General features: G+C 74.9%; 10 protein-coding genes, 1 tRNA gene and 1 pseudogene. 8 read left to right on the top strand and 4 right to left on the bottom strand.

Annotation, left to right across the window (positions count from 1 at the left end; all coding sequences use genetic code 11):
* Window positions 1-83 precede the first annotated feature (83 nt).
* From ACQFYA_RS16975 to ACQFYA_RS16960, 4 genes are all read left to right on the top strand, one after another.
* Window positions 84-1,337, top strand: a complete 1,254-nt coding sequence (locus ACQFYA_RS16975; protein ID WP_499126114.1) for an ROK family transcriptional regulator — start codon at window positions 84-86, stop codon at window positions 1,335-1,337.
* Window positions 1,338-1,520: 183 nt separating this feature from the next.
* A tRNA-Arg gene (locus ACQFYA_RS16970) sits at window positions 1,521-1,593 on the top strand.
* Complete coding sequence (locus ACQFYA_RS16965; RefSeq protein ID WP_499126112.1) at window positions 1,564-3,087, top strand: hypothetical protein; 1,524 nt, start codon at window positions 1,564-1,566, stop codon at window positions 3,085-3,087. The genes ACQFYA_RS16970 and ACQFYA_RS16965 overlap by 30 nt, the downstream gene beginning before the upstream one ends.
* Window positions 3,088-3,120: 33 nt before the next feature.
* Window positions 3,121-3,648 (top strand): DinB family protein, encoded by a 528-nt coding sequence (locus ACQFYA_RS16960; protein ID WP_499126111.1) that lies wholly within the window; start codon window positions 3,121-3,123, stop codon window positions 3,646-3,648.
* Window positions 3,649-3,705: 57 nt separating this feature from the next.
* Here ACQFYA_RS16960 and ACQFYA_RS16955 read toward each other — a convergent pair whose 3' ends face one another.
* Window positions 3,706-4,950 (bottom strand): MFS transporter, encoded by a 1,245-nt coding sequence (locus ACQFYA_RS16955; protein WP_499126109.1) that lies wholly within the window; start codon window positions 4,948-4,950, stop codon window positions 3,706-3,708.
* A gap of 334 nt (window positions 4,951-5,284) precedes the next feature.
* Between ACQFYA_RS16955 and ACQFYA_RS16950 the strand changes: the two genes are divergently transcribed.
* Both ACQFYA_RS16950 and ACQFYA_RS16945 read left to right on the top strand, forming a co-directional pair.
* Window positions 5,285-9,877: a PDDEXK-like endonuclease domain-containing protein gene (locus tag ACQFYA_RS16950; RefSeq protein WP_499126107.1), complete on the top strand. Its 4,593-nt coding sequence runs from the start codon at window positions 5,285-5,287 to the stop codon at window positions 9,875-9,877.
* A 58-nt stretch (window positions 9,878-9,935) separates the two neighbouring features.
* Window positions 9,936-10,142, top strand: a complete 207-nt coding sequence (locus tag ACQFYA_RS16945) for a hypothetical protein (RefSeq protein ID WP_499126105.1) — start codon at window positions 9,936-9,938, stop codon at window positions 10,140-10,142.
* Between the two features lie 22 nt (window positions 10,143-10,164).
* On the opposite strand, the gene mscL is transcribed toward ACQFYA_RS16945, so the two are convergent.
* The gene (gene mscL, locus ACQFYA_RS16940) at window positions 10,165-10,587 is read right to left on the bottom strand and encodes a large conductance mechanosensitive channel protein MscL (RefSeq protein ID WP_499127581.1); all 423 of its coding nucleotides are present in this window, start codon (window positions 10,585-10,587) and stop codon (window positions 10,165-10,167) included.
* Between the two features lie 117 nt (window positions 10,588-10,704).
* The gene (locus ACQFYA_RS16935) at window positions 10,705-11,478 is read right to left on the bottom strand and encodes an SAF domain-containing protein (RefSeq protein WP_499126104.1); all 774 of its coding nucleotides are present in this window, start codon (window positions 11,476-11,478) and stop codon (window positions 10,705-10,707) included.
* A gap of 144 nt (window positions 11,479-11,622) precedes the next feature.
* Here ACQFYA_RS16935 and ACQFYA_RS16930 point away from each other — a divergent pair, with 144 nt between their 5' ends.
* On the top strand, window positions 11,623-11,799 hold the full coding sequence (locus ACQFYA_RS16930; RefSeq protein WP_499127643.1) for a hypothetical protein: 177 nt from the start codon (window positions 11,623-11,625) through the stop codon (window positions 11,797-11,799).
* A gap of 14 nt (window positions 11,800-11,813) precedes the next feature.
* Here the strand turns inward: ACQFYA_RS16930 and ACQFYA_RS16925 are convergent.
* A pseudogene (locus tag ACQFYA_RS16925) lies at window positions 11,814-12,065 on the bottom strand (FmdB family zinc ribbon protein); the annotation flags it as partial.
* 56 nt (window positions 12,066-12,121) lie between these two features.
* Between ACQFYA_RS16925 and ACQFYA_RS16920 the strand changes: the two are divergent.
* On the top strand, window positions 12,122-14,791 hold the full coding sequence (locus tag ACQFYA_RS16920) for a penicillin acylase family protein (RefSeq protein ID WP_499126102.1): 2,670 nt from the start codon (window positions 12,122-12,124) through the stop codon (window positions 14,789-14,791).
* Window positions 14,792-14,800: the final 9 nt, after the last annotated feature.

Below are 14,800 nucleotides of genomic sequence, written 5' to 3'. Positions count from 1 at the left end.
GCGTGCGGTCGAGCGGCGTCGCGTCGGCGCGGCGTTTTGTTGTACGGCTGAACTATTGCGCGCCGCTGGGCTAGAGTCAACACGTGCCAGCCCCCTCGACGACGACGCCCGACCGCGCGCACCATGCGCCCGCCGGCGGAACCGCGTCGCGTCAGCACACCCTCCGGGAGCGGAACCTGCGGCTCGTCGCCGCCGCCGTCTTCGGGGCTTCCACCCCACCGTCGCGCGCCGACGTGGCCGCCGCCACCGGGCTCACCCGGGCCACCGTCTCCACCCTCGTCGACCGGCTCGTCGCGGGCGGTCTCGTGGCCGAGCTGCCGCCGGTCGCGGCCCAGCGCGCCGGGCGCCCCGCCGTCCCCCTCGTGCCCGCCGGCCGGTCCGTCGTCGGGCTCGGGCTCGAGGTCAACGTCGACTACCTCGGCGTGCGCGCGCTCGACCTCGTGGGCGACGTCGTCGCCGAGCGCGTCGTCACCGGGTCCCTGCACGACTCCGACCCCCGCGACGTGCTCGCGCGCCTGCGGGTGCTCGCCGCCGAGGCGGTCGCGGAGGTCGAGGCAGGCGGCATGCGGGTGGCCGGGGCGCGGCTCGCGCTGCCGGGGCTCGTCGACGCGCGCGGGGCGCGGCTGGAGGTCGCGCCCAACCTGGGCTGGTCGTCCGTGGAGCCCGTGCCCGAGCTCGACCTGCGCGCCGGCGACGGGAGCGCGCTCGACGTCGAGGTCGCGAACGAGGCCAAGCTCGCGGCGCTCGCGGAGCTCCCTTCGGCAAGCTCAGGACGGCGCGCGGGCGACGTCCCGCCCTCCTTCCTCTATGTCTCCGGCGACGTCGGCGTCGGCGCGGGCATCGTCGTCGACCGCGAGCTCTTCCTGGGGGAGCGCGGCTGGAACGGCGAGATCGGGCACGTCGTCGTCGACCCGGCCGGGCCGCGGTGCTCGTGCGGCGCCACCGGCTGCCTGGAGCAGTACGCCGGCAAGGAGGTGCTGCTGCGCGGCGCCGGCCTCCCCGCGTCCGCCCCGGTGCACGCCATCGTCGACCTGCTGCACGCCGGTGACGACGCCGCACTCGACACCGTCCGGCGCGGGGGCCGGGCGCTCGGCTCCGCGCTCGCCACCTTCGTCAACCTCGTCGACGTCTCGACCATCGTGCTCGGCGGCGCGTACGCCGAGCTGTTCGGCTGGGTCGGGCACGTCGTCGCCGGCGTCGTCGAGGAGCGCGCGCTCGCCGCGCCCTTCGCGCCCGTCGACGTGCGACCTGCCGCCGCCGGGCCGCACGCGGCCCTCACCGGCGGCGCGCGGGAGGTGCTGCGGTCGGTGGTCGCCGACCCGGCCGGGTGGGTGTGACTGTCGCCGTCGGCTCGGGCGGGCATGGGCCGCCAGCACGAAGCCGGTGCACGTCGACGTCCGTCCGCGTGTCCCCTCGGGTCGTCGATTCCTCGGGCACGAGGTCGGACGCTAGGCTGTGGGGCGTTCGCGGCGAGATGTGACGTCCAGCCGCTGCCCGCGTCGTCACCAGTGACTGCGCGAGCGCCTGTAGCTCAGTGGATAGAGCACCGCTCTCCTAAAGCGGGTGTCGGCAGTTCGAGTCTGCCCAGGCGCACTCCGGTCGGTTGACGGCGACCAGCGCTGGCGGGGACCGCCCACGCGCGCGGGTGAATCCGATGATGCCGCTTCGGTTCGCGATGCCCTGACAGGAGCCTTGGGCTACGGTCCGGGAAAGTGCGTCGACAGCAACGGAGCTGACGTCATGGCCGAGGAATCCTGGCACGAAGCGCGACTGATACCGACGTCGGGCATCAACGCCGCCGAGGAACAGGAACGACGAGCTACATCGGCGCTGCTCGCCGTCATGGTGGCGGTGCGTGAGTTCGGCCGTGCCCTGACGAAGCCGTTCGGTGCGCCCGTGGGGAACCTGGAGGCGTTCATCGAGGTCCCGTTCGTCCTGGGTGAGCGGCGTCTCTACCCGGACGGGCTGCTCAGGGTGCGCCGCGGTCAGAAGAGCTGGACCGCGCTGATCGAGGTGAAGACCGGGCGCAACGAGCTCGGCAGCGAACAGATCGAGAACTACCTCGATATCGCGCGGGAGCAAGGTTTCGACGCCGTCGTCACGATCTCGAACGAGATTCCTCCGGTCGTCGGTCAGCACCCGACCAAGGTCGACAGGCGGCGGCTGCGGAAGGTGGCGCTGCATCACCTCTCCTGGACACAGGTCCTTTCCGAGGCGGTGATGCAGAAGGAGTTCCGTGGGGTGGCGGACCCGGACCAGGCGTGGATCCTCGGTGAGCTCGTCCGTTATCTGGAGCACCCGCGGTCGGGGGCCCTGCAGTTCGAGGACATGGGCGAGGGCTGGGTCGCGGTCCGGGACTCGGTGCAGGCGGGCACGCTCCGACCTCAGGACAAGGGCGTGGACGAGGTCGCCAGCCGTTTCGACGCCCTCCTGCGCTTCGCGAGCCTCGAGCTCGGCCGCACGCTCGGCGCCGAGGTCGCCACCGTGCTCTCGAGGAAGGAGCTCGCCGACCCTGCCGTGCGGACGCAGGGGCTCGTGTCCGCACTGGTGTCTGGCGGTGCGCTGAGCGGGTCGATCCGCATCCCCGACACCGTCGGGAACCTGCTCGTGACCGCTGATCTCCGCGCTCGGACGATCACCTGTCACGTGGATATCGACGCTCCCCGTGAGGGCCGGCCACCGACCCGGGTCAAGTGGCTCGTCCGGCAGCTCAAGAACGCTCCGGACTCGGTGCGGGTCGAGGCGTTCGTCGCCCACGCGCGGGGTGCGGGCGCCGCGGAGCTCCTGCGCGACGTGCGGGAGGACCCGTCGCTCCTCGTCGTCGACCCCAAGAAGGAGCTGCGGTCCTTCAGGGTGGCGATGTCAGCACCGATGGGAGCCAAGCGGGGCCGCGGCCGTGGCGCGTTCATCGACTCCGTGCTCGACACCGTCGACGGCTTCTATGCCGACGTCATGCAGCACCTCAAGGCCTGGTCCGCAGCTCCGCCCAAGGTCCGTGCGGTGCCGGAGGACGACGCGGAGACCCTTGCCGGTGACTCGCTCGTCTCGACGTCCCTGTCTTCTCAGGACGGGGCCGAGACGGCATAGGTGTCGACGAGCGGCGGCCCGTACGCTGCCCGCATGCCGCTCTCCGACGTCGAACCTCGCCTGGACTCCGCCGACCCGGCGGAGCAGTTCGCCGCCTACCTCGACTACTACCGCGCCGTCGTGGCGCGCAAGCTCGACGGGATGACCGACGAGCAGCTGCGCACGAGCCTGCTGCCGTCGGGGTGGACGCCGCTGGAGATGCTGTCCCACCTGGTGCACATGGAGCGCCGCTGGTTCGTCTGGGGCTTTCTCGGCGAGCAGGTCGAGCACCCGTGGGGCGACAACGTCGACGACGCTCCCGAGCAGCCGTGGGGCGTGCCCGCCGGCGTCGCGCCGGACGCGCTCGTCGCCGCGCTGCACGCGGGCGGGCGCCGCACGCACGAGGTCCTCGCGGCGCACGACCTCGCCGAGCGCGGTGCGGTGGGCGGGCGGTTCGTCGCCGGCGACGGCACCCCGCCCACGCTGGCCTGGATCTGCTTCCACGTGCTGCAGGAGTACGCCCGGCACGCGGGGCATCTCGACGTCGTGCGCGAGCTCGCCGACGGCGCGACGAGGGAGTAGCGCGAACTACCTCGCGGAGATTCGAACTACCTCGCGGAGATCTGAACTACCTCGCGGTCAGTCGGCCTGGGCGTGCGCGACGTGCGCGAGCTGGCGCCACACGAGCACGAGCGTCAGCCCCGCGCCGGCGAAGCCGAACCACATGGGGGCGGTGAGGCCCCAGTGCTCGGCGAGGACGCCGCCGATGGCGTTGCCGACGACGATCCCGCCGAAGACGCACATCATGTAGACCGACCCCACGCGGCCCTGGAAGCGGGCGGGCGTGGCGCGCTGGCGCACCGTGTTGGAGACGGTGCCCCACACGAAGGCGTACACGCCGAAGACGAAGAGGGTCACCATCGCCACCCAGCCGCTGGGCGCCAGGGCGAGCGCCAGGTGGAACAGCACCTCCAGGGTGAGGCAGGCCTTCATCAGGGTGGCGAGCGAGAACCGCCGCTCCAGCCGCCCGTAGGAGAACGTGCCCAGCAGCCCGCCCACCGCGGACGCCGTGGTGAGCAGGCCGTAGCCCACGGGCCCCATGTGCAGGTGGTCGAGGGAGTACTTCACGAGGATGGCCCACGGCGCGGCCCACGTGATGTTGAAGACGAGGATCACCAGGGCGAGCGTCCGCACCGCGGGGCTGGTCCAGATCCAGCGCAGCCCCTCGGCGATGTCGTGCCGCACCTTCGTCGGCCGGTCGAGGTCGCGGGCGCCGTGCGCGGGCGGGAGCGGCGTCAGCACCACCTTGCCGACCAGCAGCACGGCGAGCAGCACGGTCAGCACCTGCACCGCGAACGGCCAGGCCGCCCCCGCGGCGAAGAGCGCCGCGCCGAGCGGCGGCCCGACGAGCTGGTTGGCGGTGAGGAACCCGGCCTGCAGGCGCGAGTTGCCGATGCCGAGGTCGGCGGGCTTCAAGAGCATCGGCAGCAGCGTCTGGGACGTGGTGTCCGCGAACACCTCGGCCACGCCCATGAGCAGCATCGCGGCCAGCACGACGCCGATGTTCACGTGCCCGGTCACGATCACCACGCACAGCGCGGCGACGACGACGGCGCGCAGGAGGTTCGCGACGATGACGAGGCGGCGGCGGTCGAGGCGGTCCGCGAGGACGCCCGCCCACAGGCCGAACACCAGCCAGGGCAGGCGCTGGAGCATCGCGGCCAGCGCCACGAGCATCGCGGAGCTCGTCTGCGAGGCGACGAGGAGGGGCCCCGCCGCCAGGGCGACGCCGTCGCCGATGTTGCTCACCCACGACGCCGACATCAACCACCGGAACCCGGCGCCCATCCGGGCAGGCGCGACCGCCTCGACCACTCGCTTCACGGCCGCCCAGCCTAGATGCCCCGGGCAGACGGCAACCCTCTGTTTTCCCTCAGCCCGGTTGCGAGGTTCGCCCCGCGCGGTTATTGACGCCGCCCCCGCCGACCGGCACACTCTCGGGTGACAGCGCGCATCGCCCGCCCCCTGCGCGGTGCGCGCTGTCCTCTGCCGGGCCGCGCCCGGCCCGACGCCCCTTCGGACCCCCCGCCGAGGGGGCGTCAATTCGTCCCCGTCGGCAGAGCGCGACTCCCGCCGTCGCAGGAATCGACAGGCTCAACCGCCGGAGGGTCGGCGCGCCGACGCCGGTGCGGGGGCCGCGCCGTTCTACCGTGCTGGCGTGAGAGCCGCCCGACGATCCACCGCCACGACCGCGGTCGACCCCTCTGCCGGGGCATCCGCTGCGCCGGCCACGTCCCCGCGGACGGGCCGGGACGACGGCGCCCCGACGGCCGCGGACGACACGGCGGCCGACGCCGCGACCGAGACCTCGAACCAGGACCGGGCGGGCGGGCGCCCGTCGTCCTCCGGCGCCGACGGGGCCGCCCACGACGCCCCGGGCGGGCGGCGGGCGGCCGAGAGCGCGTCGTCCGCCGCCGCCGGGGCGGTCGAGTCCGCCACGCGCAGCTGGCGGTCGTCCCTCGTGGAGATGGTGGGCGGGTCGTCGCTGTCCGACGTCGGCCTGCTCGGCGAGGCGATCGTCGACCTCTCCAAGGCGCACCCCTCGGGCGTCGCCGGCCTGTTCGCCGGCCGCCCGACGCGCCTGTCGAACCTGGTGCGCGAGGGCGACGCCCTGCCGGCCGCGCGGCGTCGCGCCCGGGCCGTCGCGGCCCGCGCGGCCGAGCACGCGTCCCGCTACGGCGTCGCGCCCACGTACCTCGCGATCGGCGTCGCCACCTGGGTGGAGCACGACGACGGCCCCGAGGTGCCGCTGGGCGGGGGCGGCCCGCAGCGCCACGACGTCGCGGCCCTCGCCCGCGTCGCGTCGTCCGGCACGGCGCGCGCCGTCGCGCCCGGCGCGGCGGACGAGGACGGGGCGGACGACGTCGACGCCGAGGGGACGCCCGGCGAGGACACGGCGGCCACGGACGATGCGAGCGGCGGTACGCACGTCGGCGCCGACGGCCGCCTCGGCACGGACGGCGACACGGGCGAGGCCCCCGCGCTGACGACGTCGATCCCGGTCGTGTCGATGGCGTCCCGCGAGCCGGCCGCCGCGCCCCGCGCGACGCCGTCGGACCCGGACGACGCACCGCCCGCCGGCCGCGTCGTGCACGCCCCGGTCGTGCTGCGCCCGGTGACCCTCACCCCGCGGGGCGACGGCGGCGCCGACTACGACCTCACGCTCGAGCCCACGGTCGAGATCAACCCCGTGGTGGCGCGCACGCTGCGCGCGCACGGCGCGCTGCTGGACCCGGCGGCACTCGCCCAGGCGACGTTCACCCTCGCCGGCTTCGACCCCACCGACGTGCTGGCCCGCGTGTCGGCGCTGGGCGAGGCCGTGCTCGAGGACTTCCGGCTCGACCGCCGCGTGCTCGTGGGGACGTTCGTCCACCCCGGGCAGGCCCTGGTCGACGACCTCGACCAGCTCGCGCCGTCGCTGCACCGGCACGAGGTGGTCGCCGCGCTCGCCGGCGTGGACGACGCCGCGCAGCGGCTGGCGGCCCTCGAGCTGCCCGCCGTGCGCCGCAGCGACGCCGACCCGACGCGCGAGCGCGGGGTCGGCGACCTCGACCCGCAGCAGCGGTCGGTGCTCGACGCGCTCGCGACGGGCGGGCACCTGTTCGTGGACGCGCCGGTCGGGTCCGACGTGGCCGGCACGCTCGCCGCCGTCGTCGGCGAGGCGACGGCCGCGGGCCGCTCCGTCCTGTACGTCACGGGTCACCGGCGGGCGGCGGACCGGCTCGCCCTGCGGCTGGACTCCCTCGGCCTGGAGAGCCTGCTGCTCGACGTCCCGCCCCACCCGACGTGGCGCGAGGACGTGACGCGGCGGCTGCTGTCCGCGATGGCGAGCGAGCCCGAGCAGGTGGACGTCGACGGCGCCGCGCGGGTGCGCGACGCCCTGATCGGCACGAGGTCCCAGCTCACGGGGTACATCGAGGCGCTGCACCAGCCGCGCTCGCCGTGGCAGGTGTCCGCCTACGACGCGCTGCAGGCACTCGCGCGACTGACCTCCGAGCGGCCGGCGCCGTCGACCACCGTGCGGCTGGCCTCCGAGTCGGTGCTCGCGCTGACGCCCGAGCGTCGCCGCGAGATCACCGCGGGTCTGGAGCGTGCCGCCGCGCTGGGGGCGTTCACGCTGCGCCCGTCGTCGACCCCTTGGTACGGGGCGCACCTGCTGACCGACGACGACGCGCGGCAGGCGCTGGTGCGCGTGGAGCGGCTGCGCGACGTGACGCTGCCGCAGCTGCGCCGCCAGCTCGCGTACACGGGCGAGGTCACGGGCCTGACGACGCCGACGACGGTGCGCGGCTGGGGCGCACAGCTCACGATGCTCGGCGGCATGCGTAGCACGCTCGACCTGTTCCACCCGATGGTCTTCGAGCGCACGGCCGCGGACCTGGTGCAGGCGACGGCGTCGCGGCGCTGGCGGGCCGAGCACGGCATCGAGATGGGCTGGTTCGCGCGCCGACGGCTGCGCAAGCGCGCCAAGGACATGGTGCGGCCGGGCGTGCGGGTGCCGAACCTGCACGAGGCGCTGGTGCAGGTGCAGGAGCAGCGCGACGTCTGGGCGGAGCACGCCCAGCGCGGCGGCTGGCCGACGCTCCCCGAGGGGCTCGCGTCCATCGAGGACACCTACGAGGCGGTGCGCATCGACCTCGAGGCGCTCGAGCCGGTGCTCGCCCCCACCACCATGGGCGGCCACCTGCTCGACCTCGACCTGGACGGGCTCGGCGAGCGGCTGCAGCGGCTCGCCGGCGCCGCCGACGCGCTGGCCGTGCTGCCGGAGCGCACCAGCCTGCTGCGGCAGGCGCGGACGGCCGGGGTGGGCGACCTGGTCGACGACCTCACGGACCGGCGGGTGCCGGGCGACCTCGTCGAGGCCGAGCTCGAGCTCGCCTGGTGGTCGTCCGTCTTCGAGCAGCTGCTGGGCGCCGACCCGGTTCTGGCCGGTCAGGACGGCGTCGGCCTCGACGCCCTCGCCCGGCGCTTCCGCGAGCTCGACCGCGAGCACCTCGCCGCGCTCTCCCAGCCGGTGCGGGTCGCGGCGCGCGCACACCTCGGCACCGCCATGCGGGAGGACCGCGACTCCGCGGAGGCCCTGTTCACCGAGCTCATCGAGGGCCGGATGACGACGCTGCGCGATGTCGCGGAGCGCCACGGCGACGTGCTGCGCCGCCTGCGTCCCGCCCTGGTCGCCACCCCGACGCTCGTGCCGCACCTGCTGCCCGAGCACCGCACGGCGGACGTCGTGATCCTGGACGCCGTGCAGCACGTGCCGACCGAGGTCGTGGTGCCGGCCATCGCGCGCGGCCGCCAGGTCGTGGTGGTGGGCGACCCGCGCTCGGCGTCCGGCTCCAGCGTGCACGAGCTGGCCGCGCTGCTGCCGACGGTCACGCTCCTGCCGCACGAGAACAGCCGCGACCCGGAGCTGACCCGGCTGCTCGCCGCCCACGGGTACGAGGGGCTGCTGCGGCCCGCGCCGCTGCCGCGCGCGGAGGCGCTGGTGCACCTCGACGTGGTGGACGGCACCGGCATGCCGGACCCGGTCTCGGGCAGCGTCGAGAGCACGCAGGCCGAGGTCGACCGCGTGGTCGAGGTGTCGATCGAGCACGCGCTGACCCGCCCCGAGGAGACGTTCGCGATCGTCACGGTGACGGCCGCCCACGCCGACCGGGTGCGCGAGGCCCTGCTCGCGGAGGTGCGGGCCAACCCCGCGCTGGCGCCGTTCTTCTCCGGCTCGCGTCCCGAGCCGGTCGTGGTCGCCGACATCACCGGCGTGGCCGGCCTGTCGCGGGACACCGTGCTTTTGTCGGTGGGCTTCGGCCGGACGCCGCACGGCCGCGTGCTGCACCGCTTCGGCGTGCTGGGCGAGGCCGGCGGAGAGGCGATGCTGGTCGGGGCGCTCGGCGCCACGCGCAAGCGGCTGCACGTCGTGTCGTGCTTCCGGGCCGACGCGCTCGACCCGGAGCGGCTGCGCAGCGCCGGCCCGCGGCTGCTCGTCGAGACCCTGGAGCTGGCCGAGCGCCGTTCGGGCGTGGCCGACCAGGTGCGGCTCGGCAACGGCGTCGACGTCGGCCGAGCGCCCGACCGCCTGCTGGTCGACCTCGGCGAACGGCTCTGGAAGCTCGGCTACCTCGTCGAGACGGACTACGGCGCCCCCGACGGGGAGCGCATCCCGCTGGTCGTGGGGCACCCCGACCTGCCCGGCGAGCTACTCGTGGCCGTGCTGACCGACGACGCCGCGTACGTGGCCGAGCCGTCCGTGCGCGTGCGCGACCGGCAGCTCGCGGAGCGGCTCGAGGGCCTGGGGTGGGTCGTGACGCAGGTCTGGTCCGCGGCCGCGTTCCTCGACCCCGACGGCGAGGCGGACCGCGTGCGCCGGCTCGTGCAGCGCGTGCGCGACGAGCGGATCGGCACCGCCGGGGGCGTCGTGCCGCCGCGCGAGGTGGTCGTGCCGGTGCTTCCGGACGAGGACGAGGCCGTCGACCTCGAGGTCACGCCGGACGTCGTCGAGGTCGCGCCCGAGGCCGCGGCGGACGCGGAGGTCGAGCTGGCCGAGGTGGCCGAGGTGGCCGAGGCGACGCCGGACGGTGCCGAGGGGGCGGTGGTCGAGGAGTCCGCGGTCGACGGGTCCGCGGGAACGCCGGACGCCGCCGATGCCGACGCCGACACTGCCGCCGACGCGAAGGGCTCTGCGTCGCCGTCGGGCGACGGTGCCGGGCAGGGCGAGGGGCTGGACGAGGCCGCGGAGCCGCGACCGGAGTCCTGATCCGGAACCCTGCGGCCGCCTCGGTGAGGAGTGGCCCGCGGTGGCGGACAATGGCCGGGTGAGCGAATCCTCCGACCTGGACCGCCCAGCGCCCGGCACCCCGTCCGACGAGGCGCCGCCGCGCCGGCGGCCGCGCCGCCGTGTGGTGCGTCAGGGCACCGAGCGGGAGACGGTGCCGGGTGAGACCGCCGACGACCGCGGCGGCCACGACGACAACGACGACCGGCTGATGCGGGACGTGCCGCCGCACTGGGGCCGCCGCTGACGCTCGCGGCCGCGCACGCCGGTCAGGGCTGGGGGCGGCCCGCCTGCGCGGCGAGCAGGTCGCGGATCTCCTGCAGCAGGACGGTGTCCTGGGCGAGGGGCTCCGGCTCCTGCTCCTGGCCGCGGGCACGGCGCTCGGCGAGCTTGTTCAGCGGCATCACGATGGCGAAGTACAGCGCGGCCGCGATGATGAGGAAGTTGAGCACGGCGTTGAGGAAGCCGCCGACCGACAGCACCGAGGCGTCGATGCCGTCGTGCGGCCCGCGCAGGGTGATGTCCCAGAGGCCCGTCAGGTCGGGCTTGCCGAAGATCGCGCCGATGATCGGGTTGAGGATGTTGTCCACCATCGCCGTCACGACGGCGGTGAACGCGCCGCCGATGATGATGCCGACGGCGAGGTCGACGACGCTCCCTCGCATGATGAATTCCTTGAAGCCCGCGAGCATGCTCTTCACGTGGTTCCCCCTGTGGTGTGCGCGTCCGCCGGGCAGGCCCGGCGTGGAACTGACGGTCGCCGATTCTCTCGGGGGAACTCAGCCGCTGCAAACGCCTGGCGCGGCGCGTCACCGGACCAGCACCGCGCCGACGGTGCCCCAGCCGGAGGCTGCGGAGACGCCGGGGGCCTCGTCCTCGGACACCGCCACGAGCGTGACGTCGGTGCCGTCCGGCGACGCCGTCGCGCCGCCCAGGAGCCCGCCGCCGCCGGCCGCGCCCCCTTCGACCGCGGGCCGCGGCAGCACGAGGGCCCGCCGCGCGAGGTAGGCGTCGGGCCCCGCGTCGTCGCCGTCCTCGTTCGTCGCGCCCGCACGCGCGGCGTCACCCGTGACGACCAGGTCGACCCGGTCGCCGGGCTGCAGCCACCCCGACGCCGTGTCGTCGAGCCGCACCGGGACGACCACGGTGCCCCGCGGGGCCTGGGACACCACGCCACCGCCGGGCAGCAGCTCGCGTCGGAGCGGGAGCCCGGCGGGCAGGGCGGTGGCCGGCGCGCGCCCGACCACGTCGTCGACGTCGGTCGCGACCCCCTCGGGGGCGAGGGCAGCCGCCACCCGGACGGTCGTGAGGTCGTCGGCCGCCACGGGCTCGCCGGCGGCCAGGGCGTGCGCGGGGACGAGGACGTCCACGGTGGGCGGGGGCGGCGGACGGAGGGCCTGGACCACCGCCGCGGCGGCGAGCCCGCAGCACGCCGCGGCGAGCACGAATCGGGCGCGCCACAGGAGCGAGCGCAGCCGGCGCGCCGAGCGGCGTCGGGCGGGCGCACCCGGCCCGTGCGGGCCGGGCGGATCGCTCGGGCGGCGTCGGAGGGAGGGGCGGTCGGGGGAGTCGGGCAGCGGCATGCGGCGACGCTAGGCCGCCGGCGCTCCGTCGCCGGGTGCGCTGCGCAGACCTGTGGACGGCCGTCGGCTGGGGGCGGCCTCGGAGGCCGGTGGTGCCGCGGCGCCGTCCGTCCGGCGCCCGCCCGGGGTCAGGAGGACGCGGCCTTGGAGGAGCTCGAGGACGACGTCGACGACCCGGACGACGACGAGCCGGAGGTCGAGCTGCTGGAGCCGCTCGACCCGCTCGACGACGAGGAGTCGCCGCCCGACGTGCTCGACGACACGGAGCTCGTGGAGGGGCTCGAGCTCTTGCCCGACCCGGCCCGCGAGTCGGTGCGGTAGAAGCCCGAACCCTTGAAGGTCACACCCACCGAGCCGTACTGCTTGCGCAGCTGTCCGCCGCACTCGGGGCAGACGGTCAGCGAGTCGTCGGTGAACGACTGGTGGACGTCGAAGGCGTGGCCGCAGTCGGCACACCGGTACGCGTAGGTGGGCACGTGATCTCCTCGGGGCGGACGCCGGCACGCCCTCCGGGGCGGGGCGATGCTGGCACTCAGGTGATGCGAGTGCCAAGCATACGCCGGGCTGTAGTCTCGCCTGCGTGTCATCGACCGCCAGCCCTGCAGCACCCGGAAGCCCGCCCGACCCCGACCCCTCGTCGGACGTGACGGAGACCGAGGAGACGCCTCCGCGGCAGGCCCGTCGCTCGCGGCTCCGCAGCGCGGTCGTCGGCGTCGCCGTGGTCCTGGTGCTGGCGATCGTGGCCACCACCGTCTTCACCGTCGTCACGCTGCGCCGGCCCCTGCCGGACCACGACGGCTCGCAGCAGGTGCCGGGCCTCACGTCCGCGGTCGACGTGCGCCGCGACGCGCAGGACGTGCCGCAGGTCTACGCGGACACCTCCGAGGACCTGTTCCGCGCCCAGGGCTACCTGCAGGCGCAGGACCGCTTCTTCGAGATGGACTACCGCCGGCACGTGACCGCCGGCCGCCTGGCCGAGCTGGTCGGCGACGTCCCCGCAGCGATCGAGGCGGACAAGGTGACGCGCACCTTCGGGTGGCGCCGCGTGGCGGAGCAGGAGTGGCACCTCATCTCCGACGACTCCCGCGCCTACCTGCAGGCGTACGCGCAGGGCGTCAACGCCTACCTCGAGAACCGCGACGCGGAGGAGCTCGGCGTCGAGTACACCGTGCTGGGCGCGCGCGTGGACGTCGACGAGCCGGAGCCCTGGGACCCGGTGGACTCGCTCGCCTGGCTCAAGGCGATGGCCTGGGACCTGCGCGGCAACTACGACAGCGAGCTCGACCGCGCGCTGTCCTACAGCACGCTCGGCGAGACCGACCTGGTCGACGAGCTCTTCCCCTCGTACGGGCAGAGCGGCAACAGCCCGGTCCTGCGCAACCGCGACCTGGCGAACGACCGGCCGGACGACGCCTCGGACGAGGGCGACCAGGCGTACGAGGACAGCACGACCGACGCCGAGGTCACCTCCGCGCTCACGGGCCGCACGACGGGAGGCGGCGCCGCGACCGACGCCCTGGGCGCCGCCGTCGGCTCCGCCCGGAGCGCGCTGGAGGCCGTGCCGGTCCTCGTGGGCCGCGGCGACGCGGCGGGCTCCAACTCCTGGGTCGTGTCGGGGGACCACACGGCGTCGGGCAAGCCGATGCTCGCCAACGACCCGCACCTCGCGCTGTCCGCGCCGGGCATCTGGTCCCAGGTGGGGCTGCACTGCAACGAGGTCTCGGCCGAGTGCCCGTTCGACGTCGCGGGCTTCTCGTTCGCCGGCTTCCCGGGCGTCGTCATCGGGCACAACGGCGACCTGTCGTGGGGCCTGACGAACATGGGCGCCGACGTCACCGACTTCTTCATCGAGCGCGTCCGCGGCGACACGTGGCTCAAGGACGCCGACGCGGAGGAGTGGGAGCCGCTCGACGTGCGCACCGAGACCATCCGGGTCGCGGGCGGCAGCCCGGTCGACCTCACGGTGCGCAGCACGGAGCACGGGCCGATCGTCTCGGACGTCCTCGACGTCGGGGACGTGGTGGGCTCGCCCACCCAGGAGGGCACGGAGTTCGGGGAGTACGAGGTCGCGCTGCAGTGGACGGCGCTGCAGCCGGGCCGCACCGCGGACGCGGTCTTCGCGTTCGACACGGCGAAGGACGCCGACGACGTCCGGGCCGCGGCCGCGCAGTTCGAGGTGCCGGCGCAGAGCATCGTGTTCGCGACCGCCGACGGCCACATCGGTTACCAGGCGCCGGGGCGCATCCCTGTGCGCTCGACGGTGCGTGGCCCGGTGCCGTCCGACGGCACGTGGCCGCGGCCGGGGTGGGACCCTCGCTACGACTGGCAGGGCTGGGTGGACGCGGACGAGATGCCGCGCGCGCTCGACCCCGCGGACGGGTTCATCGTCGCGGCGAACCAGGCCGTGCTGCGCGACGGCTCCGGGCCGTACCTCGCGGAGGACTGGGACTACGGCTACCGCTCGGAGCGCATCCGCACGCTGCTGTCCGAGCAGATCGCGGCGGGCCGGCCCTTCACCGCGGCGGACATGAACCGCATCCAGAACGACGACTGGTCGGCGTTCGCGGAGGCGCTCGTGCCCGCGCTGCTCGACGTCGACGTCGACGACTCCTTCGGCGCCGAGGGTCAGCAGCTGCTGGCCGACTGGGACTACCGGATGGACGCCGACTCGCCGGCGGCCGCGTACTTCGCGGCCGTGTGGCGCAACCTCCTGCAGGAGACGTTCTGGGACGACCTGCCTCCCAGCATGCGCCCCGACGGCGGCTCGCAGTGGCTGCTGGTGGTGAAGTCGATGCTCGACCGCTCGGACGACGCGTTCTGGGACGACCGCACCACCGCGAACGTCGTCGAGTCCCGCGACGAGATCCTCACGCGCGCACTGATCAGCGCGCGTCGCGACCTCACGGTGGAGCTGTCGAAGGAGCCGACCGACTGGGACTGGGGCACGCTGCACACGCTGCGGCTCGAGCACCCGGTGCTGGGCGGCGCCGACGTGCCGTCGCTGGTGCGCGACCTGGTCAACCCGGAGCCCGTGCGCATGCCCGGCGGGTCGTCCATCGTCAACGCGACGGGGTGGGACGCCGGCACCGGCAGCTTCGCGGTCACGACCGGGCCCTCCATGCGGATGGTCGTGGACATGGCGGACCTCGACGCGTCGACGTGGGTCACGGCGACAGGCACGTCCGGCCACCCCGCGTCGTCGCACTACGACGACCAGCTCGACGAGTGGGCCGCGGGGGAGACCTTCGCGTGGCCGTTCTCCCGCGACGCCGTCGAGGAGGCGGCGACGACGCGCGCGACGCTGGTGCCCTGAAGGCGAGGG

Source organism: Promicromonospora sp. Marseille-Q5078, assembly GCF_050315395.1.
GTDB lineage: Bacteria > Actinomycetota > Actinomycetes > Actinomycetales > Cellulomonadaceae > Isoptericola.
This window is presented reverse-complemented; position numbering and strand designations above follow the sequence as displayed.

What these genes read in the sequence shown, in the direction of transcription:
- ACQFYA_RS16960 (WP_499126111.1), top strand. Translation starts at nt 3,121, where the DNA reads ATGCCGCTCTCCGACGTCGAACCTCGCCTGGACTCCGCCGACCCGGCG.
- ACQFYA_RS16935 (WP_499126104.1), bottom strand. Translation starts at nt 11,478, where the DNA reads ATGCCGCTGCCCGACTCCCCCGACCGCCCCTCCCTCCGACGCCGCCCG.
- mscL (WP_499127581.1), bottom strand. Translation starts at nt 10,587, where the DNA reads ATGCTCGCGGGCTTCAAGGAATTCATCATGCGAGGGAGCGTCGTCGAC.